General features: G+C 61.3%; 18 protein-coding genes. 15 read left to right on the plus strand and 3 right to left on the minus strand.

What is annotated here, in order from left to right; all coding sequences use genetic code 11:
- The first annotated feature begins 333 nt into the window (after nt 1–333).
- The 14 genes from PSH69_RS05095 (at nt 334) to PSH69_RS05160 (ending at nt 15,965) form a co-directional block, all read left to right on the plus strand.
- Nucleotides 334–1,956: a methyl-accepting chemotaxis protein gene (locus PSH69_RS05095; protein ID WP_305411250.1), complete on the plus strand. Its 1,623-nt coding sequence runs from the start codon at nt 334–336 to the stop codon at nt 1,954–1,956.
- Nucleotides 1,956–2,492 (plus strand): chemotaxis protein CheW, encoded by a 537-nt coding sequence (locus PSH69_RS05100; RefSeq protein WP_305411251.1) that lies wholly within the window; start codon nt 1,956–1,958, stop codon nt 2,490–2,492. Before PSH69_RS05095 ends, PSH69_RS05100 begins: the two co-directional genes overlap by 1 nt.
- Nucleotides 2,489–3,763 (plus strand): protein-glutamate O-methyltransferase CheR, encoded by a 1,275-nt coding sequence (locus tag PSH69_RS05105; RefSeq protein WP_305411252.1) that lies wholly within the window; start codon nt 2,489–2,491, stop codon nt 3,761–3,763. The genes PSH69_RS05100 and PSH69_RS05105 overlap by 4 nt, the downstream gene beginning before the upstream one ends.
- Nucleotides 3,760–4,443 (plus strand): chemotaxis protein CheW, encoded by a 684-nt coding sequence (locus tag PSH69_RS05110; protein WP_305411253.1) that lies wholly within the window; start codon nt 3,760–3,762, stop codon nt 4,441–4,443. The genes PSH69_RS05105 and PSH69_RS05110 overlap by 4 nt, the downstream gene beginning before the upstream one ends.
- Nucleotides 4,440–6,737 carry a hybrid sensor histidine kinase/response regulator gene (locus tag PSH69_RS05115; protein WP_305411254.1) on the plus strand — a complete coding sequence of 766 codons (2,298 nt, stop codon included), beginning with the start codon at nt 4,440–4,442 and terminating at the stop codon, nt 6,735–6,737. The genes PSH69_RS05110 and PSH69_RS05115 overlap by 4 nt, the downstream gene beginning before the upstream one ends.
- Nucleotides 6,734–7,744, plus strand: coding sequence for a chemotaxis response regulator protein-glutamate methylesterase (locus PSH69_RS05120; protein ID WP_305411255.1), 1,011 nt, complete (start codon nt 6,734–6,736; stop codon nt 7,742–7,744). The genes PSH69_RS05115 and PSH69_RS05120 overlap by 4 nt, the downstream gene beginning before the upstream one ends.
- Before the next feature lie 48 nt (nt 7,745–7,792).
- Complete coding sequence (locus PSH69_RS05125; RefSeq protein ID WP_305411256.1) at nt 7,793–8,794, plus strand: PleD family two-component system response regulator; 1,002 nt, start codon at nt 7,793–7,795, stop codon at nt 8,792–8,794.
- A 283-nt stretch (nt 8,795–9,077) separates the two neighbouring features.
- A protein-coding gene (gene prfB / locus PSH69_RS05130; RefSeq protein WP_096481021.1) for a peptide chain release factor 2 occupies nt 9,078–10,173 on the plus strand; the annotation gives its coding sequence in 2 pieces (ribosomal slippage) (nt 9,078–9,149 and nt 9,151–10,173; 1,095 coding nt in all).
- 68 nt (nt 10,174–10,241) lie between these two features.
- Nucleotides 10,242–11,744, plus strand: coding sequence for a lysine--tRNA ligase (gene lysS, locus PSH69_RS05135; protein ID WP_018926680.1), 1,503 nt, complete (start codon nt 10,242–10,244; stop codon nt 11,742–11,744).
- 102 nt (nt 11,745–11,846) lie between these two features.
- Nucleotides 11,847–12,563 (plus strand): TetR/AcrR family transcriptional regulator, encoded by a 717-nt coding sequence (locus PSH69_RS05140; protein ID WP_253416619.1) that lies wholly within the window; start codon nt 11,847–11,849, stop codon nt 12,561–12,563.
- A gap of 162 nt (nt 12,564–12,725) precedes the next feature.
- A complete protein-coding gene (locus tag PSH69_RS05145) occupies nt 12,726–13,280 on the plus strand; it encodes a hypothetical protein (RefSeq protein ID WP_019581611.1) in 555 nt (184 codons plus the stop codon).
- A gap of 63 nt (nt 13,281–13,343) precedes the next feature.
- Nucleotides 13,344–14,594, plus strand: coding sequence for a flavohemoglobin expression-modulating QEGLA motif protein (locus tag PSH69_RS05150; protein ID WP_172901247.1), 1,251 nt, complete (start codon nt 13,344–13,346; stop codon nt 14,592–14,594).
- A gap of 130 nt (nt 14,595–14,724) precedes the next feature.
- Entirely contained in the window at nt 14,725–15,639 is a 915-nt protein-coding gene (locus PSH69_RS05155; RefSeq protein WP_305411258.1) for an alpha/beta hydrolase, read from the plus strand.
- Nucleotides 15,636–15,965, plus strand: coding sequence for a hypothetical protein (locus PSH69_RS05160; RefSeq protein ID WP_007940182.1), 330 nt, complete (start codon nt 15,636–15,638; stop codon nt 15,963–15,965). Before PSH69_RS05155 ends, PSH69_RS05160 begins: the two co-directional genes overlap by 4 nt.
- 134 nt (nt 15,966–16,099) lie before the next feature.
- Here the strand turns inward: PSH69_RS05160 and PSH69_RS05165 are convergent, their stop codons facing one another.
- The 3 genes from PSH69_RS05165 to PSH69_RS05175 form a co-directional block, all read right to left on the minus strand.
- Nucleotides 16,100–16,888: an OmpA family protein gene (locus PSH69_RS05165; RefSeq protein ID WP_305411259.1), complete on the minus strand. Its 789-nt coding sequence runs from the start codon at nt 16,886–16,888 to the stop codon at nt 16,100–16,102.
- A gap of 56 nt (nt 16,889–16,944) precedes the next feature.
- Nucleotides 16,945–17,343: a DUF4398 domain-containing protein gene (locus PSH69_RS05170; protein ID WP_258672456.1), complete on the minus strand. Its 399-nt coding sequence runs from the start codon at nt 17,341–17,343 to the stop codon at nt 16,945–16,947.
- Nucleotides 17,344–17,630: 287 nt separating this feature from the next.
- Nucleotides 17,631–17,975: a hypothetical protein gene (locus PSH69_RS05175; protein WP_018926676.1), complete on the minus strand. Its 345-nt coding sequence runs from the start codon at nt 17,973–17,975 to the stop codon at nt 17,631–17,633.
- Nucleotides 17,976–18,179: 204 nt separating this feature from the next.
- Here PSH69_RS05175 and ppc point away from each other — a divergent pair, with 204 nt between their 5' ends.
- Nucleotides 18,180–20,810: a phosphoenolpyruvate carboxylase gene (gene ppc, locus PSH69_RS05180; protein ID WP_305411261.1), complete on the plus strand. Its 2,631-nt coding sequence runs from the start codon at nt 18,180–18,182 to the stop codon at nt 20,808–20,810.
- Nucleotides 20,811–20,923: the final 113 nt, after the last annotated feature.

Below are 20,923 nucleotides of genomic sequence, written 5' to 3' on the forward strand. Positions count from 1 at the left end.
GCGTTTATCCGTTAGGAACGGGTGCACGCGATCGGCGTAGGAGCTGCCGAAGGCTGCGATCTTTTTGCTTACAAACGACGCCGTCCTGGAGGCTACGTCGGTGGCGAAGGGGGCTTGCCCCATTAGGTGGCGAAGCCGCCCCAAAATTTACAGATGCGGTTATTCAGACAAACCGCATTGGCCGGGTTTGCGACTGCTGCGCAGCCGAACGGGGGCAAGCCCCTCGCCACAAATGTTCGTCAGGAACCGCCTTATCGTTCTTTGCGAGCAAGCCCGCTCCCACAGAGCCTCGGCTATACTCCCCCGCAATTTGATCCGCACCGAGGACTGACTGTGAAGAACTGGACGTTGCGCCAACGCATTTTGGCGAGCTTTGCGGTAATTATCGCGATCATGCTGCTGATGGTCGTGGTGTCTTTTTCTCGGCTGATGAAGATCGACGCCGGCGCAGAATCGGTCCGCACCGATGCGGTCCCCGGGGTGTATTTCAGTTCGATGATCCGCGGTGCGTGGGTCGACAGTTTTAACCTCACCCAACAGCTTGTCGGCCTTTCCGGGCATCGCGAAATGACCGTCGCCGACCAGACCATGTACAAAAGCTTCGAAGAGCGCTTGAACGAGCAAATAGCCAACTACCGCAAAACCATTTTCACGAAGGACGACCAGGTCCTGTTCGACGAGTTCGAAGTGCGTCATCAGCTCTACAACAAAGAAATGACCAACGTTCTCGATCTCTATCAGCGCAAAGAGTACGACCAGGCGGTTCTTGCCCTGGAGCAAAAACTGACGCCGGCCTGGGTCAATGGGCGCAAGCAATTGAACAGCCTTCTTGAAAATAATCACGCTCTGGCTGAACAATCCACGCTGGCCATCAGTGACGCGGTGACGGCCGCCAAAATCAGCATGGGCGTCTCTTTGCTGGTGGCAATCATCGCCGCCGGCCTCTGCGGCCTGCTGCTGATGCGCGCGATCATGGCACCGATGAATCGCATTGTGGATATCCTCGAAGTCATGCGCACTGGCGATCTCAGCAGTCGCCTGAATCTTGATCGCAAGGACGAGTTCGGCGCGGTGGAAACCGGCTTCAACGACATGATGACCGAACTCACCTCGTTGGTGTCCCAGGCCCAGCGCTCCTCGGTGCAGGTCACCACGTCGGTCACGGAAATCGCCGCGACCTCCAAACAGCAACAGGCCACCGCCACCGAAACCGCGGCCACCACCACCGAAATCGGTGCGACGTCCCGTGAAATTGCCGCCACCTCGCGCGACCTGGTGCGTACCATGACCGAAGTCTCCACCGCCGCCGACCAGGCTTCGGTGCTGGCCGGTTCTGGTCAGCAAGGCCTGGCGCGCATGGAAGACACCATGCACTCGGTGATGGGCGCGGCAGATCTGGTGAATGCCAAACTGGCGATCCTCAATGAGAAGGCCGGCAACATCAACCAGGTGGTGGTGACCATCGTCAAAGTCGCCGACCAGACCAACCTGTTGTCCCTGAACGCCGCGATCGAAGCCGAGAAGGCCGGCGAGTATGGTCGCGGGTTTGCCGTGGTCGCCACCGAAGTGCGACGTCTGGCAGACCAGACCGCCGTGGCCACCTACGACATCGAGCAGATGGTGCGCGAGATCCAGTCGGCGGTGTCGGCCGGGGTCATGGGCATGGACAAGTTCTCTGAGGAAGTGCGCCGCGGCATGTCCGAGGTGCAGCAGGTGGGCGAGCAGCTGTCGCAGATCATTCATCAGGTTCAGGCGCTGGCGCCGCGGGTGTTGATGGTCAACGAAGGCATGCAGGCCCAGGCCACCGGCGCCGAGCAGATCAACCACGCGTTGGTGCAGTTGGGCGACGCCAGCAGCCAGACGGTCGAGTCCTTGCGTCAGGCCAGTTTCGCCATCGACGAATTGAGCCAGGTGGCCGTGGGGCTGCGTGGCGGTGTCTCGCGATTCAAAGTCTGATGAGCGAACTTACGGCCAGGCGCGGCGTGGCGATGCCGGTGAAGCAGTCGTTGTTTCTGGTGTTCCGCATCGGCAGCGAGCGCTACGCCTTGCAGGCCATCGAGGTGGTCGAAGTGCTGCCGCAACTGCCGTTGAAACCCATTCCCCGGGCGCCAGACTGGGTGGCGGGGGTGTTCGCCTGGCGCGGCGCGGTCGTGCCGGTGATCGACCTCAGCGCGCTGACGTTTGGCCAACCGGCCCAGGCGCGCACCAGCACGCGGCTGGTGTTGGTGCACTATCGGCCGGATGAGGCGACGCCTGCACAATTGCTCGGGCTGATTCTGGAGCAGGTCACCGACACGTTGCGCTGCAACCCGGCGGACTTTCAGCCTTATGGCCTGGACAATCGCCAGGCGCCCTACCTCGGCCCGGTGCGCGAAGATGCCCAGGGGCTACTGCAATGGGTGCGGGTTGCCGATTTACTGGATGCACAGGTTCGCGCCTTATTGTTTCCCTCGCCGCCGCTGGACCTGGCGCAGTTTGAGGAGCAGGGATGAGCAGCGATCAACGGTTTTTCGATTTCCTCAAGGAGCGTATCGGCCTGGATGTCGGCTCGGTCGGCCCGGCGATCATCGAGCGCGCGGTGCGCCAGCGCATCACGGCGGTTCGGGCGCGGACGGCCGATGAGTACTGGCACACTTTGCTGGGCTCGCGCGACGAACAGCAGGCGCTGATCGAAGCGGTGATCGTCCCCGAAACCTGGTTTTTCCGTTACCCGGAATCCTTCGCCACGCTGGCGAAGCTGGCGGCCAAGCGGCTGGCGGCGATCAACAACATGCGCGCCCTGCGGATTCTCAGCTTGCCGTGTTCTACCGGCGAAGAACCGTACTCGATCGCCATGGCATTGCTTGATGCGGGGCTGGCGCCGCACCAGTTCAAGGTCGACGGCATGGACGTCAGCCCGCTGTCGGTGGAAAAGGCCAGGCTCGCGCTGTACGGCAAAAATTCGTTTCGTGGCCAGGACCTCGAGTTTCGCGAGCGCCATTTCACCGCTGAACACGATAACTATCGCCTCAGCGGGCGCGTGCTTGAACAAGTGCGTTTACAGGTCGGTAACCTGCTGGATCCGACCTTGCTGGTCAACGAGCCGCCCTATGACTTCGTGTTCTGTCGCAACCTGCTGATTTATTTCGACCAGCCGACCCAGCAGCAAGTGTTCGAAGTGCTCAAGCGTCTGACTCACATCGACGGCGTGCTATTTATCGGCCCGGCCGAGGGCAGTCTGCTCGGCCGTTTCGGCATGCGCTCGATCGGTATCCCGCAGTCGTTTGCCTTCAGTCGCCAGAGCGCGCCCGAGCCGCTTGCGACCTTCGCGCCGATGTCGCTGCCCGTGCAGCAACCGTTGCGCAGCGTGACTCCGCCGCCTGTGCGCAGTCGGCCTTTTGCGACGGTCGTGCCGATACCTCAGGCTGCCGCCACCCCTTCGGCCACCCCTTCGGACGCCGCCACGCTGTTGGCGAATATTGCCGCGCTGGCCAATGAAGGCAAAAGTGCCGAGGCCCGCACCGCGTGCGAAAGTTATTTGCGCAGTCACGAACCAGTGGCCCAAGTGTTCTATTGGCTGGGGCTGCTCAGTGATGTCGCCGGTAGCGCCCTGGAGGCCCAGGGGTTTTATCGCAAGGCGTTGTACCTCGAACCGCAACACCCCGACGCGTTGATGCACCTGGCCGCCTTGCTGCAGTCCCAGGGCGACACGGCGGGAGCCAGACGATTGCAGGCCCGCGCCGTTCGTAGCGAGCGCGCCGCTGACAGTGAGCGCAAACGATGAACGTCTCCGACACCTTGAGCGTCACCCATGAAGATGCCCAGGCCATCGACGACTGTTGGAACCGCATCGGTATCCACGGCGACCAGTCCTGCCCGCTGCTGAGCGAGCACATTCATTGCCGCAATTGCGCGGTGTATTCGGCTGCCGCCACGCGCTTGCTCGACCGTTACGCCTTGTCGCAGGGCGACCGTGGGCAAATCTCCACGGTAGCCGAGAGCGAGGTGAAAACCCGTTCGCTGCTGATGTTTCGCCTCGGCGAAGAGTGGCTGGGCCTGGCCACTCGCAGCCTGGTCGAAGTGGCGCCGCTGCAAGCGATCCATTCCTTGCCGCACCAGCGTTCCCGGGCATTGCTCGGCGTGGCGAATGTGCGCGGTGCCTTGGTGGCGTGCCTGTCTTTGGTGGAGCTGTTGGGGCTCGACGACACCAGTAGCGTGGCGCCCGGCGCACGGGTAACGCCGCGGATGCTGATCATCGCCGCCCACGGCGGGCCGGTAGTGGTGCCGGTGGACGAAGTGGACGGGATTCACGCCATCGACGAGCGCATTCTCGATGCCGCGTCCCAGTCCGGCACCCAGGCCAGCGCCAAATACACCCGCGGCGTCTTGCCATTCAAAGGTCGCAGCCTGCGTTGGCTGGATGAAGAGCAGCTGCTGTCTGCCGTGACCCGGAGCCTCACATGACCCCCGACCAAATGCGTGACGCCTCTTTGCTGGAGCTGTTCAGCCTGGAAGCCGAGGCCCAGACCCTGGTGCTGAGCGCCGGTCTGCTGGCGCTGGAGCGCGATCCGACCCAGGCCGATTACCTCGAGTCGTGCATGCGCGCGGCCCATTCGCTCAAGGGCGCGGCGCGTATTGTAGGCGTCGATGCCGGGGTCAGTGTTGCCCATGTGATGGAGGATTACCTGGTCAGCGCCCAGGAAGGGCGCCTGTACCTGCGACCCGAACACATTGATGCGCTGTTGCAGGGCACCGATCTGCTGATGCGGATTGCGACGCCGAACAATGCTCCGGCGCCTGCGGATATCGACGCTTACGTGGTTTTGATGGGACGGTTGCTTGAGCACATGGCGACGGTTGCCCCCATCGCGTCGCCGATGGCAGAACCTCAGCTCGAACCACCGACGTCCAGGGTCGAGCCGCCTGTTCCTGCCGACGAAGCACCTGTCGACGCAGCCCAGGTAGCGCCCGCCGAGCCTGCGTCCAAGACCAGGCGCGCCACCGACACTGGCGAGCGCGTATTGCGTGTCACGGCCGAGCGCTTGAACAGCCTGCTCGACCTGTCGAGTAAATCCCTGGTGGAAACCCAGCGCCTCAAGCCGCACCTGGCCACCATGCAGCGCCTTAAACGCATGCAGAGCAATGGCCTGCGGGCGCTGGAAAGCCTCAACGTTCATCTCAAGGACCATGCCTTGAGCCTCGAAGCCCAGGAAGCCTTGGGCGATGCCCGCCGATTGCTGGCCGAGTCCCAGCAATTGCTGGTGGAAAAAAACGCCGAACTGGACGAGTTCGCCTGGCACGCCAGCCAGCGCGCACAAGTGTTGTATGACACCGCGCTGGCCTGTCGCATGCGGCCGTTCGCTGACGTGCTGAGCGGTCAAGTACGCATGGTCCGCGATCTTGGGCGCGACCTTGGCAAACAGGTGCGGCTGGAGATCGAGGGCGACAAGACCCAAGTCGACCGAGACGTACTGGAAAAACTCGAAGCGCCGCTGACACACCTGCTGCGCAATGCGGTGGATCACGGCATCGAAACCCCGGAACAGCGACGCTTGGCGGGCAAGCCGGAGGAAGGCGTGATCCGTTTGCGAGCCTCCCATCAGGCTGGTCTGCTGGTGCTGGAACTGAGCGATGATGGCAATGGCGTCGACTTGGAAAAGGTCCGCCGCACGATCGTCGAGCGGCAGTTATCCCCAGCCGAGACCGCCGCGCAGTTGAGCGAAGAAGAGCTGCTGACGTTCCTGTTTCTGCCGGGTTTCAGCCTGCGTGACACGGTCACCGAAGTGTCCGGGCGCGGCGTCGGGCTGGATGCGGTTCAGCACATGGTCCGGCAGTTGCGCGGTGCCGTGCTGCTGGAGCAGACGGCGGGCGCGGGCAGTCGTTTCCATCTTGAAGTGCCGCTGACGCTGTCGGTGGTGCGCAGTCTGGTGGTGGAAGTCGGTGACGAGGCGTACGCCTTCCCGCTGGCGCACATCGAGCGCATGTGCGACCTGGAGCCGGAAGACATCGTGCAGGTCGAAGGCCGGCAGCACTTTTGGTACGAAGGCCGGCATGTCGGGCTGGTCGCTGCCAGTCAGCTGTTGCATCGGCCGGCGAGCCAGAACAGCGCGCAGACCCTCAAAGTCGTGGTCATCCGCGAGCGCGAGGCGATCTACGGGGTGGCGGTCGAGCGGTTTATCGGCGAGCGAACGCTGGTGGTGCTGCCGCTGGACGAGCGTCTGGGCAAGGTACAGGACATTTCCGCCGGGGCTTTGCTCGATGACGGCTCGGTGGTGCTGATTGTCGACGTCGAAGACATGCTGCGTTCGGTGGACAAACTGCTCAATAGCGGGCGTCTGGAGCGCATTGCCCGGCACGCCAATCAGGCCGTTGAGGCCGCGCGCAAACGGATTCTGGTGGTGGACGATTCGCTGACCGTTCGTGAGTTGCAGCGCAAGTTGCTGCTCAATCGCGGCTACGACGTCGCCGTGGCGGTGGACGGCATGGATGGCTGGAACGCCCTGCGTTCGGAGGATTTCGACCTGCTGATCACCGACATCGACATGCCGCGCATGGACGGCATCGAGCTGGTGACTTTATTGCGCCGCGACAATCGCCTGCAATCGCTGCCGGTGATGGTGGTGTCCTACAAGGACCGCGAAGAAGACCGCCGCCGTGGACTGGATGCCGGGGCCGACTATTATCTAGCCAAGGCCAGTTTTCATGATGACGCCTTGCTGGATGCAGTAGTCGAGCTCATTGGAGGCGCGCGCGCATGAAAATCGCCATTGTCAACGACATGCCCATGGCCGTGGAGGCTTTGCGCCGCGCCCTGGCGTTCGAACCGGCACACGAGGTGGTCTGGGTTGCCAGCAACGGGGCCGAGGCGGTGCAACGTTGCACCGAATACACCCCGGATCTGATCCTGATGGACTTGATCATGCCGTTGATGGACGGCGTGGAAGCGACCCGGCGGATCATGGCCGAGACCCCGTGCGCGATCGTCATCGTCACCGTCGACCGCCAGCAGAACGTGCACCGGGTGTTCGAAGCCATGGGCCATGGCGCGCTGGATGTGGTCGATACCCCGGCGATCGGGTCCGGCAATGCTCAGGAAGCCGCCGCGCCGCTGCTGCGCAAGATCATGAACATTGGCTGGCTGATTGGTGACCACAGCAATCGGGAGCGATCGGCACCGAGCCCGCACCGCAACTCGGCCTCGCGCCAGCACCTGGTGGCGATCGGTTCATCCGCTGGCGGGCCGGCGGCGCTGGAAGTGCTGCTCAAGGGCCTGCCCCGGGATTTTTCGGCGGCCATCGTGCTGGTCCAGCATGTGGACCAGGTGTTCGCCGCCGGCATGGCCGAATGGCTGGCCAGCGCCAGCGGCCTGGACGTGCGCCTGGCCCAGGAAGGCGAACCGCCACAAAGCGGCACGATCCTGCTGGCCGGTACCAATCACCATATCCGCTTGCTGAAAAACGGCACGCTGGCCTACACCGCCGAACCGGTCAACGAGATCTATCGGCCTTCGATCGATGTGTTTTTCGAGAGTGTGGCCAGTTACTGGAGCGGTGATGCCGTGGGCGTCCTGCTGACCGGTATGGGGCGCGACGGTGCCCAGGGGCTTAAACTCATGCGCCAACAGGGCTACCTGACCATCGCTCAGGACCAGAACAGCAGTGCCGTGTACGGAATGCCCAAGGCGGCCGCAGCCATCGACGCTGCCGTGGAAATCCGCCCACTGGACAAGATAGCGCCACGATTGCTGGAGATTTTTCAAAAATGACTATCATTAGCAGCAGTCGTGGCCCAGGCAGTACTCAGGTGACCGCACATGAATGATTTACAGCTCGACGACTTCAAAACCGACGAAAACGCCGCCATGGTGTTGTTGGTGGACGATCAGGCGATGATCGGCGAGGCGGTGCGCCGTGGTCTGTCGAACGAAGAGAACATCGACTTCCACTTCTGCGCCGACCCGCACCAGGCCATTGCCCAGGCGATCCGCATCAAGCCGACGGTGATCCTTCAGGACCTGGTCATGCCCGGCCTCGACGGCCTGAGCCTGGTGCGCGAATACCGTAATCACCCGGCGACCAAGGATATTCCGATCATTGTCCTGTCGACCAAGGAAGACCCGCTGATCAAGAGCGCGGCGTTTGCCGCCGGGGCCAATGATTACCTGGTCAAACTGCCGGACAACATCGAACTGGTGGCGCGCATCCGCTATCACTCGCGCTCCTACATGACCCTGCTGCAGCGTGACGCGGCATACCGTGCGTTGCGGGTCAGCCAGCAACAGTTGCTCGACACCAACCTGGTGCTGCAACGCTTGATGAACTCCGACGGCCTGACCGGGCTGTCGAACCGCCGGCACTTCGACGAATACCTGGAACTGGAGTGGCGGCGTTCGTTGCGTGACCAGACGCAATTGTCGTTGCTGATGATCGATGTCGACTATTTCAAGTCCTACAACGACAGTTTTGGCCACCTCGAAGGCGATGAAGCCCTGCGCAAAGTCGCCACGGCCATTCGCGACGCCAGCGCCAGGCCATCGGACCTGCCGGCCCGTTACGGCGGCGAAGAGTTCGTCCTGGTCTTGCCCAACACCTCGCCGGGCGGTGCGCGGCTGGTGGCGGAAAAACTGCGCCAGACCGTGGTCGGGTTGAAGATCCCGCACATTTTCCCGACCGAAGGCTCATGCCTGACCATCAGCATCGGCCTGTCGACCATGATCCCGCAGCCAGGCAGCGACTGCCGGCAATTGATCTCGGCGGCGGACAAGGGGCTGTACCTGGCGAAGAACAATGGGCGCAATCAGGTGGGAATTGAGTAACCCGCTGACCGTAGCGCTGTAGCAGCTGCCGAGCCCGCGAGGCTGCGTTCGAGGACGAAGTCCTCGCAAGTCCTGTGTATGCGGTTTGCCTGAATGACCGCGTTGTCTGACTTTGCGACGGCTGCGCCGCCGAACGCAGCCTCGCGGGCTCGGCAGCTGCTACGGGCCACCCGCGTTATTCCGTAAACCATTCGCCCCTAAAGCCGCCAGGCGGGCTGCCTTGACAGCGTGATTACGTTATACTCGCCGGCTTTCAAAAGTTCGCCAACGAGTGCTGCCCGCCATGGAAATCAACCCGATCCTTAACAGTATCAAGGACCTGTCCGAGCGCTCCGAAACTATTCGGGGGTATCTTTGACTACGATCAAAAGCATGAGCGTCTGACCGAAGTCAATCGCGAGCTTGAAGATCCGAGTGTCTGGAACAACCCTGAGTACGCTCAGAACCTGGGTCGCGAGCGCTCTGCGCTGGCCCAGATCGTAGAAACCCTCGATGAAATGTCCAGCGGTCTGGCCGATGCCAAGGACCTGCTGTTGATGTCTGCCGAGGAAGAAGACCAGGCCGCCGTCGACGACGTAGCCCTTGAAGTGGAGCGCCTGCGCGAAGCCCTCGAGAAGCTCGAATTCCGTCGTATGTTCAGCGGCGAGATGGACCAGAACAACGCCTACCTGGACATCCAGGCCGGCTCCGGCGGTACCGAGGCCCAGGACTGGGCCAACATCCTGCTGCGCATGTACCTGCGCTGGGCGGATAAACGCGGTTTCGACGCGACCATCATGGAATTGTCGGCCGGTGAAGTCGCCGGTATCAAAGGCGCGACCGTGCACATCAAGGGCGAATACGCCTTTGGCTGGCTGCGTACCGAAATCGGCGTGCACCGTCTGGTGCGCAAGAGCCCGTTCGACTCCGGCAACCGTCGTCACACCTCGTTCTCGGCCGTGTTCGTGTCGCCGGAAATCGATGACAACATCGAAATCGACATCAACCCGTCGGACCTGCGCATCGACACCTACCGCTCCTCCGGTGCCGGTGGTCAGCACGTAAACACCACTGACTCGGCCGTACGGATTACTCACGTACCGACCAACACCGTGGTCAGCTGCCAGAACGAACGCTCCCAGCACGCCAACAAAGACACCGCGATGAAAATGTTGCGGGCGCGCTTGTACGAGCAGGAAGTGCAGAAACGCAACGCCGCCTCCCAGGCCCTGGAAGACACCAAGTCGGACATCGGCTGGGGTCACCAGATCCGTTCGTACGTGCTTGATGCCTCGCGGATCAAGGATCTGCGCACCAACATCGAACGCAGCGACTGCGACAAGGTGCTCGACGGCGACATCGACGAATACCTGGTGGCGAGCCTGAAACAAGGGCTGTAAGGCACGCCCTACAGCGATCCCCAGCCGAAGGCTGGGGGCAACGAATCTGTGATGGAATTTTTAAAGACATGAGCGACCTACAACTCGACCCGCAAGCCCTGCAACAGGAAGAAAACTCCCTGATCGCCCTGCGCAAGGAAAAGCTTGCTGCCGAGCGCGCCAAGGGCCAGGCCTTCCCCAACGACTTCCGCCGCGACGCCTACTGCGAAGACTTGCAAAAGAAGTACGCGGACAAGACCAAGGAAGAGCTGGCAGAGGCTGCGATCCCGGTCAAGGTTGCCGGTCGTCTCATGCTCAACCGTGGCTCGTTCATGGTGATTCAGGACATGTCCGGGCGCATCCAGGTTTACGTCAACCGTAAAACCCTGTCCGAAGAAACCCTGGCCGCGGTGAAAACCTGGGACCTGGGCGACATCATTGCCGCCGAAGGCACCCTGGCCCGTTCCGGCAAGGGCGACCTGTACGTTGAAATGACCAACGTGCGCCTGCTGACCAAATCCCTGCGCCCGCTGCCGGACAAGCACCACGGTCTGTCCGACACCGAGCAGCGCTACCGCCAGCGTTACGTCGATCTGATCGTCAACGAAGACGTGCGCCAGACCTTCCGCGTGCGTTCGCAAGTGATTGCGCACATCCGCAGCTTCCTGATGAAGCGTGACTTCCTGGAAGTCGAAACGCCGATGCTGCAAACCATTCCGGGTGGCGCGGCGGCCAAGCCGTTCGAAACTCACCACAACGCGCTGGATATGCAGATGTTCCTGCGTATCGCGCCGGAGCTGTACCTCAAGCGTCTGGTTGTCGGTGGTTTCGAGAAAGTCTTCGAAATCAACCGCAACTTCCGTAACGAAGGCGTTTCGACCCGGCACAACCCCGAGTTCACCATGCTCGAGTTCTACCAGGCCCACGCTGACTACGAAGACAACATGGACCTGACCGAGGAGCTGTTCCGCGAACTGGCGCAGCTGGTTCTGGGCAGCACCGACGTGCCTTACGGCGACAAGGTGTTCCACTTCGGCGAGCCGTTCGTGCGCCTGTCGGTGTTCGACTCGATCCTCAAGTACAACCCGGAACTGACCGCTGCCGACCTGAACGACATCGACAAGGCCCGCGCCATCGCCAAGAAGGCCGGCGCCAAGGTGCTCGGCTTCGAAGGCCTGGGCAAACTGCAGGTGATGATTTTCGAAGAACTGGTCGAGCACAAGCTGGAACAGCCGCACTTCATTACCCAGTACCCGTTCGAAGTGTCGCCGCTGGCCCGTCGTAACGACGAGAACCCGAACGTCACCGACCGTTTCGAACTGTTCATTGGCGGCCGTGAAATCGCCAACGCCTACTCCGAGTTGAACGACGCGGAAGACCAGGCCGAGCGCTTCATGGCACAGGTGGCCGACAAGGATGCTGGCGACGATGAAGCAATGCACTACGATGCCGACTTTGTTCGTGCGCTGGAGTACGGCATGCCGCCGACCGCCGGTGAAGGGATCGGCATCGACCGTCTGGTGATGTTGCTGACCAACTCACCGTCGATCCGCGACGTGATCCTGTTCCCGCACATGCGCCCGCAAGCGTAAATGTTTCAATTAAAAAGCCGCCTAAAACAGGCGGCTTTTTATTGCCTGTCTGGTACAAACGTATCAATTGGTTACTTTTGACGTTAGAGAGGAATACCTGTCGTGAATCGTGCAATGGCTCAAGAAGGTGCAGCGGATATCGCCACTGCGGTCGCTGAAAGTGTTCAGTACCAGGGCCGCAAGGCCAGCCGACAGGGCAGCGAACAGCGTCGACAGGACATTCTCGACGCGGCGATGCGCATTGTCGTGCGCGATGGCGTGCGGGCCGTGCGGCACCGTGCGGTGGCAGCCGAGGCCTGTGTGCCGCTGTCGGCCACCACTTACTATTTCAAGGACATCGATGACCTGCTCACCGATACCTTCGCCCAATACGTGGAACGCAGCGCGGCATACATGGCCCGGTTGTGGGCCAGCAACGAAGGCCTGTTGCGCGAGATGGTTGTCAGCGGTGATGGCACCGCCGAGTCCCGCTCACAACTGGCGGACGATATCGCACGGCTGATGGCTGACTATGTCCATCGGCAATTGATCAATCGCCGCGAGCACCTGATGGCCGAGCAAGCCTTCCGCCAGGAAGCGTTGCTCAACCCGCGTCTGGCGTTGTTGGTGCGTTCCCATCAGCAAATTCTCTTGCAGGGCACCTGCCAGCTTTTCGAAGTATTGGGTTCCCGCGAGCCACAACAAGATGCCAAAGTGTTGACGGCGATTGTCGGACGGATGGAATATCAGGGCCTGCTCAACGATGCCGAGCCTGTTGCCGAAGAGGAAATGCTCGGCATCCTGACCCGCTACATGCACCTGGTACTGGCGTCGGTGTAACCCTGCAGGGTTGTGATCGTTCCCACGCTCTGCGTGGGAACGCATCCCGAGACGCTCCGCGTCACATTCAAAGCGGACGCGGAGCGTCCGTGGCGGCATTCCCACGCAGAGCGTGGGAATGAGCAGCGCCGAAAGTCATCGTGTGTCGATAGGGAGTGTTGAATGAAAGCCTGGCGTGTCGTAGTGATCGCCTTGTCGTTCCTGCTGCTCAGTGGCTGCCTGGTGACCTTCAAGGAGTCGCTGCCCGCCAGCGAGCCCGCGCCCAAAGGGCTGCTCGGCAAATGGGCCAGCACCAACGCCTGGGGCGAGCCGATGAACCTGGAACTGACACGCGTCGGCGACAATCACTACCAGGCGGTCAGCTACTTCAAGGCCAAACCCCATGAGCGCGAAGCCTATCCCTTCACGGTGTCGCGCCATGGCAATCGCTGGTACCTGTCGGCGAAGGTGCCGGCGCAGTTCGGCGGGCATTTCACCATCGCCGGTTTCGAGCTCAACGATAAGCACGAACTGGTGGTCTACAACCTCGACCTCGAGCAGATCAGACAGGCCATGGGGCAAGAGGCCCTCAGTGGCGAAGGCTTTCAGACTGAAGATGGCGATGGGGTGTTGATCAACAACAGCCTGGATCAGGTATTCGCCTACCTCGACGACCCGGCCAATTCCGATGTGTTCGTCGAAGCGGTACGCTATCAGCGCCTGGCCAAAACCAAATAAACCCAGCACGTAACAGCTTTACTACAGGAGTCTCGGGTGGACGAATACCAGCAGACGATACGCATGTTGTCCGATCGCATAGTGCTGGCGCAAACGCCGATTCGCATTCTGGATGCGGTCAAGTGGGATGACAGCATTCGCAAGGGGTTCCTCAAGGGCAAGGGCAAGGAAATGCCAGCCGTGGACCGCGACTACTACCTCAATCGACCGCTGTCGTTCGACTCCAGCAAAGTGAAGCTGGAATTCCAGAACATCGAGCGCGACATCACTCGTCAACTCGGCCAGTTCAACCCGGTCGGGCAGATCATGCGCCGCATGTGCAAGGAATACCGCATGGTGGTGCGCATGCTTGAAGCGCGCGGCACCGAGGATTTCGGGCTGATTTCCCAGGAGTTGTACGGCGCGGCGTCCGATGCGTTTCACGCCGGCGACCCGACCCTGGCCGACCTGGGGCTGATGCTCTCCGATTACCTGAACAACATCGACGGCCGTGGCGACCTCAAGGACGAACCGAAAGTCCTCACCGCCAAGGAAGCCGTCGATCTGCTGCAACATCGGTTGAACAAGGTGTTTGGCGAAAACGAGGAAACCATCCGGGTGTTCGAGTCCGACGGGATCGTCGCCGACGCGGCGGCCGGCGCCGACTACATCAAGATCCGCACCGACGCGATGTTCAACAATCGCGACGTGCGTGCGCTGGAAGTCCATGAAGGGCTGGTGCATGTGGGCACCACCCTCAACGGTTTGAATCAGCCGATCTGTACGTTCCTGTCCAAAGGCCCGCCGTCGTCCACCGTGACTCAGGAAGGCCTGGCGATCCTGATGGAAATCATCACCTTCGCCTCCTACCCGAGCCGCCTGCGCAAACTGACCAACCGCACCCGCGCCATTCATATGGTGGAGGAGGGCGCAGACTTCTTGCAGATCTTTGAGTTCTTCCGGGCTCAGGGCTTTGAAATGGCCGAAAGCTACGGCAATGCCAGTCGGGTGTTCCGCGGCTCGGTGCCGAATGGTCTGCCATTTACCAAAGACTTGTCCTACCTCAAGGGCTTTATCATGATTTACAACTACATTCAGTTGGCCGTGCGCAAAGGCAAGCTGGAGCAGATACCGCTGTTGTTCTGCGGCAAGACTACGCTGGAGGACATGCGGACCTTGCGCCAATTGGTGGACGAAGGCCTGGTGGTGCCGCCCAAATACCTGCCCGAGCAGTTCCGCGACATGAACGCGTTGTCGGCGTGGATGTGCTTCTCCAACTTCCTCAACCACCTGAGCCTGGACCGGATCGAAGCGGATTACTCCAATATCCTTTGATTCAGATCGTTCCCACGCTCTGCGTGGGAATGCCGCCATGGACGCTCCGCGTCCACTGTGACGCAGAGCGTCACGGTATGCATTCCCACGCGGAGCATGGGAACGATCACCCACATTGAGGCTTCACCGGATGAGAATCCTCGGCATCTTCTGCCTGCTCCTGGCCCTCGGCGGTTGCAGCTCTTTGCTGTTCTACCCCGAGCCCGGCCAGCCGTTCACCCCGGAAAAAGCCAAGCTCGACTATCGCGACGTCACCCTGACCACTGCCGACGGACTTAAGCTGCATGGCTGGTGGCTGCCGGCGAAAAAAGGCGTCGAAGTCAAAGGCACTGTGCTGCATTTGCATGGTAACGGCGGCAATCTGGCGTGGCATCTGGGCGCAAGCTGGTGGTTGCCCAAGCAGGGCTATCAGGTGTTGCTGGTGGACTATCGTGGGTATGGTTTGTCCGAAGGTAAACCGGCGTTGCCGGCGATTTACCAGGACATCGACGCCGCTTTCAAATGGCTCGACCAGGCGCCGGAGGTCAAGGGCAAGCCGTTGATCCTTCTCGGTCAGAGCCTCGGCGGTTCGATGGCCGTGCATTTCCTGGCCCAGCATCCCGAGCGTCAGCGGCAACTCAAGGCCTTAGTGCTCGATGGCGCGCCTGCCAGTTACCGCGATGTCGGACGATTCGCCCTCAGCACCTCCTGGATGACCTGGCCGTTCCAGGTGCCGTTGTCCTGGCTGGTGCCGGATGGCGATAGCGCGATCCGTTCCATGACACAGCTCAATGGCGTACCGAAACTGATCTATCACAGTATCGATGATCAGCTGGTGCCCCTTTCCAACGGCATCCGACTGTATCAAGCTGCGCCGCCGCCGCGAGTGCTGCAACTGACCCGGGGCGGTCATGTGCAAACCTTCGCCGACCCGGTCTGGCGAAAAGTCATGCTGCGTTACCTCGAAGACCCGCAGCATTTCAACGGCCTGCGCCGCCTGGGTGAAATCCCGAATTACCCGGCCCCCCCGAATTCTGAAGATGAACCACCAGAGAGTCCGCAATGAGTGAAGAACGTAACGCCATCCCGCTGATCATCACCGGTATCTGCAGCATCCTCGGCACCGTCGGGGCCCTGTGGTGGTACGGCTACCTGCACTTCGCCAAACCCGAAGATGCGCTGCTGCTCAGCGACTTCACCATGCTCAAGACCGTGCCGGGCGAAGACTATAAAATCTCCCTGGAACCGGCCGCGCAAGTGGCGCAGTGCATCGATGGCGTGCTGGTGATGTTTGATACCGAACAGAAAGGCCTGACTGGCGTACTGGTCAACAACAAGAAAAAAGCCGTGCGCTGCATGGGCCAGGAAACCCCGCAAAAACTCGAACAGTAAAATCCCACCTGCTTCGCAGCCGAACGGGGGCAAGCCCCCTCGCCACAGGGTTGCTTGGCCCCAAGACAAGTGTTCGATCAATAAGAAGCCCCGCCTGATCCGATCAGACGGGGCTTTTGTGTTTCAGACGAAGCTCAGTTAGAGCTGACAGCTGAACGCGGGATCACTGGCTGGTTGTCATTGGAAATGGTCACTTCCACCCGACGGTTCATCGCACGGCCGGAGACGCTGGTGTTTTCGGCCACCGGGTATTCCTTGCCGTAACCCTGGACCACGATGCGCGCCGGGTCGACACCCATCTTGATCAGGGCCACTTGCACCGAGGTCGCGCGCCGCTCGGACAGCGACTGGTTGTACGACGCTGCGCCGGTGCTGTCGGTGTAGCCTTCGACAATCACTTTACGGTCGGGGTTTTCCTGAAGGAACTGCGCCAGTTTGTTGATGTTCACCAAGCCGCTGGGTTTCAGGTCGGCCTTGTTGGTGGCGAACAGTACGTCACCGAACGTTACCAGCGTGCCGCGATCGGTCTGTTTGGCGTTGAGGCTGGCCTGCAATTGTTTGATCTGCTGGTCGCGGGCATCCAGACGCGCCTGGGCTCGCTGAGCCGCGGCGTTTTTCAGGTTGTTTTCCGCGGTGCGCAGGGCGATGGTCTGCTTGGCCACTTCAACACGCTGGTTGGTCAGGTAAGCCAGTTGGTCGACCTTGTTCTGGTCTTCCTTGTCCTGGTAAGCCTTGTCGGCCTTGTCCAGGTAATCGCTGGCGTCTTTGGTTTCCAGTGCCGCGACTTTGCTGGCTTGCGGGTTGGCTTGCAGGCCGGCGTAGTTGGTGCGGGCTTGCTCCAGGTTGGTGTTGGGCGGTGTGGAGCAGGCAGCCAGTGCAATGCTTGCGGCCAGGAGGGCGGGTATCATCAGTTGTTTGCGCATGGTGGTTCGTCCTTTCTATCGATAAAAGTGTCAGGCCTGAAAATCGGGATGCGCGCTCACTGCACGGTGCGCTGACTTTCCTGACGCAGTTCCTGAACACCTTTCTGTGAGTCCTTTACAGCCTGTTCGGCTTTCATCGCCTGGGCTTTGCGTTCTGCCACTCGGGCGTCCCACTCGGCCTGTTCGGCGAGCATTTTGGCTTCGTCATACTTTTTGTCGTGCATGGCGATTTCGGCTTGTTTGAGCTTGTCCTGGGCGGACTTCATTTCCACCGCGGCGAATTCGGTGCCCCCGGCGCTGACGGCACTGTTCACGGCCGATTGAGTCACGGCGTATTGCTCGGTGGGCGGGTTGCCGGCGCATCCGGCCAGAACCAGGCTGCTGCCGATGGCCAGGGCCGCCAGTTTGAGACCGCGCAGGTGGGTGGACGAGGATGAAGCAGTGCTGGTCTTCATGGTTTTCAACTCCGTTGGATAACTCCTGAAATACATCTGAATCCATCCTGGGCAAGGAGCCGCAACCTTCGATTTCCAGAGCATTTTGAAACGGCCGTCCCAGGCGTGGTTACTGGGTTGACCCGAGGTATTTTTTAAAAGTTCAGAGAATATGGCCTTTCGCCCGAAAAAACTTTGACCTGACGGACAAGGCTCTAAATCGGGAACTTTAGTCGTGCGCAGGGGTATTCCCGGCCCTGCACGGGCCAGGAAATACGTATTTCTGGAAGGGGAGCAAGACGCGCAAATCAGTGTTTTGGCTTGTCGTTTTCGGTCGACAAATCGTGCAAATGACGACGGGACAAGGCGAGAAAACGCGGGGTTGGACCGACGTCTTCGTACAGCGGATCGCCTTCTTCATCGGTGGCGACCACCGTTGACCCTTTCACATACGGAAAGCTCGCTTCGAGCTCTTCCAGGGCGGCGCCGATCAATTCTCCGAGCAGTTCTTCAGGGTGCCGCTTGGGGTACATATCGATAATCGCCGCCAGCCGTGCGGCGGCTTCCACGTCCAGACGAATCGTATAGCCAGTGTCGGTCAGGCGACCCTTGGCGTTTTCTTCCCAGTGCTTGGCGAGCTCGCGGATTTTCATAATGACCTCATTACGTACCTGCTCATGGCAGGCCGGGTGAGTGTCCGGCGGTGGCCGGTGGTAAGCCGTTGTACGGCTTGTGTTGAGACTAGCTGCAAGGCTTGAAGTTTGACGACCCCTGCCGTCTGCTTGTAAGAACCGCTTTACAGCGGCACTCTCTACTATCAAAGCATAGCCGCCCGGATTTTCGCTGGAGAACTGCTGATGACCGATATTGATGCACGCTTGCGCGAGGACGTTCACCTGTTGGGTGAGCTATTGGGCAACACCATTCGTGAGCAGTACGGGGATGGCTTTATCGACAAGATCGAGCAGATCCGCAAAGGCGCCAAGGCCGACCGTCGCGGTTCGATGGATGCCGAACTCAGCGCCAGCCTCAACCAGTTGAGCGAGGACGAATTGCTGCCGGTGGCGCGGGCGTTCAACCAGTTCCTCAACCTGGCCAATATCGCCGAGCAATATCAGCTGATTCACCGCCGCGAAGAGTCACAACCCGCGCCGTTCGAGGCCCGGGTGTTGCCGGAACTGCTCGCTCGCCTGCTGACTGCCGGCCATGACGCCGAATCCCTGGCCCGGCAATTGGGGCGGGTGGACATCGAGCTGGTATTGACGGCGCACCCCACCGAAGTGGCGCGACGCACACTGATCCAGAAATACGACGCGATCGCCGCGCAACTGGCGGCCCTGGATCATCGCGACCTGACCACCGCCGAGCGCGAGCAGATCAAGACCACCTTGCAGCGCCTGATCGCCGAAGCCTGGCACACCGAAGAAATCCGCCGCACCCGCCCGACACCTGTAGACGAAGCCAAGTGGGGCTTTGCGGTGATCGAGCATTCGCTGTGGCAGGCGATTCCCAACTATTTGCGCAAAGCCGACCAGGCCCTGCATGCCGCCACTGGCCTGCACCTGCCGCTGGAGGCCGCGCCGATTCGTTTCGCCTCGTGGATGGGCGGCGACCGCGACGGCAACCCCAACGTCACCGCCGCCGTGACCCGCGAAGTCTTGCTGCTGGCACGCTGGATGGCTGCCGATTTGTACGTGCGCGATGTCGATCACCTCGCCGCCGAATTGTCGATGCAACAGGCCAGCGACGCCCTGAAAGCCAAGGCTGGCGACAGCGCCGAGCCTTACCGCGCGGTACTCAAACAGCTGCGTGAGCGCCTGCGCGCAACCCGTAATTGGGCCCAGGCCTCCCTGACGGCCACCACGCCGGCGTCCGCCGATGTGCTGCAAAACAACCGCGACCTGCTGGACCCGTTGGAGCTGTGTTACCACTCGCTGCATGAATGCGGCATGGGCGTTATCGCCGATGGCCCGTTGCTCGACTGCCTGCGCCGCGCGGTGACGTTCGGGCTGTTTCTGGTGCGCCTCGATGTGCGCCAGGACTCCTCACGCCACACCGCGGCCATGACTGAAATCACCGATTACCTCGGCCTCGGTCGTTATGAGGACTGGAGCGAAGAAGAGCGCATTGCCTTCCTGATGCGCGAACTGAACAATCGCCGGCCGTTGCTGCCGGCCTACTTCAAACCGTCTGCCGACACCGCCGAAGTGCTGGCGACGTGCCGGGAAATCGCTGCGGCACCGGGGGCTTCCCTCGGCTCGTATGTGATTTCCATGGCTGGCGCCGCTTCCGACGTGCTGGCCGTGCAGTTGCTGCTCAAAGAGTCCGGTGTATTGCGGCCGATGCGCGTGGTGCCGCTGTTCGAAACCCTCGCCGACCTCGATAACGCGGGCCCGGTGATCGAAAAGCTGTTGTTGCTGCCGGGCTATCGCTCGCGCCTGCAAGGGCCACAGGAAGTGATGATCGGTTATTCCGACTCGGCCAAGGACGCTGGCACTACGGCGGCGGCCTGGGCGCAGTATCGGGCGCAGGAGCGTCTGGTGGATATTTGCCGGGAGCAACAAGTGGAGCTGCTGTTGTTCCACGGCCGTGGCGGCACCGTGGGCCGTGGTGGCGGCCCGGCGCACGCGGCGATTCTGTCGCAGCCGCCGGGGTCGGTGGCGGGGCGTTTCCGCACCACCGAGCAGGGGGAAATGATCCGTTTCAAATTCGGCCTGCCGGACATCGCCGAGCAAAACCTCAATCTGTACCTGGCGGCGGTGCTGGAAGCAACCTTGCTGCCGCCGCCACCTCCTACGCCTGCCTGGCGCCACTTGATGGACGAATTGGCCGCCGATGGGGTCAAGGCCTACCGTGCCGTGGTGCGGGAAAATCCGCAGTTCGTCGAGTATTTCCGCCAGTCCACCCCGGAGCAGGAGTTGGGGCGTTTGCCGTTGGGCAGCCGCCCGGCCAAGCGCCGCGCCGGCGGCATCGAAAGCCTGCGCGCCATTCCGTGGATTTTCGGCTGGACCCAGACGCGCCTGATGTTGCCGGCCTGGCTCGGCTGGGAAACGGCGCTGAGCAAGGCGCTGGAGCGCGGCGAAGGGGAGCTGCTGGGGCAGATGCGCGAGCAATGGCCGTTCTTCCGCACCCGCATCGATATGCTGGAAATGGTGCTGGCCAAGGCCGACGCCGATATCGCCCAGTCTTACGACGAGCGCCTGGTCGAGCCGGATCTGCTCCCTTTGGGTGCGCATTTACGCGACCTATTGTCGCAGGCCTGTGCGGTGGTCCTGGGGCTGACGGGTCAGTCCCAGCTACTGGCACATAGCCCAGACACCCTTGAATTCATCCGCCTGCGCAACACCTACCTCGACCCGCTGCATCTATTGCAGGCCGAACTGTTGGCCCGTTCGCGGCAGCAGGATGAAGCGCAGGGCAGCCCGGTAGAACAGGCGTTGCTGGTGTCTGTGGCGGGGATTGCCGCCGGTTTGCGAAATACCGGCTAAGGTTTTCGTCATAGGGAACAGGCACCCGGCGCGAGCGTCGAGTGCCTGTCGGCGAGCGGTCGAAAAGGTCTGCCACGCGACAGTTAATGATGGGGTTGCGACTTGGGGTACCC

Source organism: Pseudomonas sp. FP1740 (assembly GCF_030687165.1).
GTDB lineage: Bacteria > Pseudomonadota > Gammaproteobacteria > Pseudomonadales > Pseudomonadaceae > Aquipseudomonas.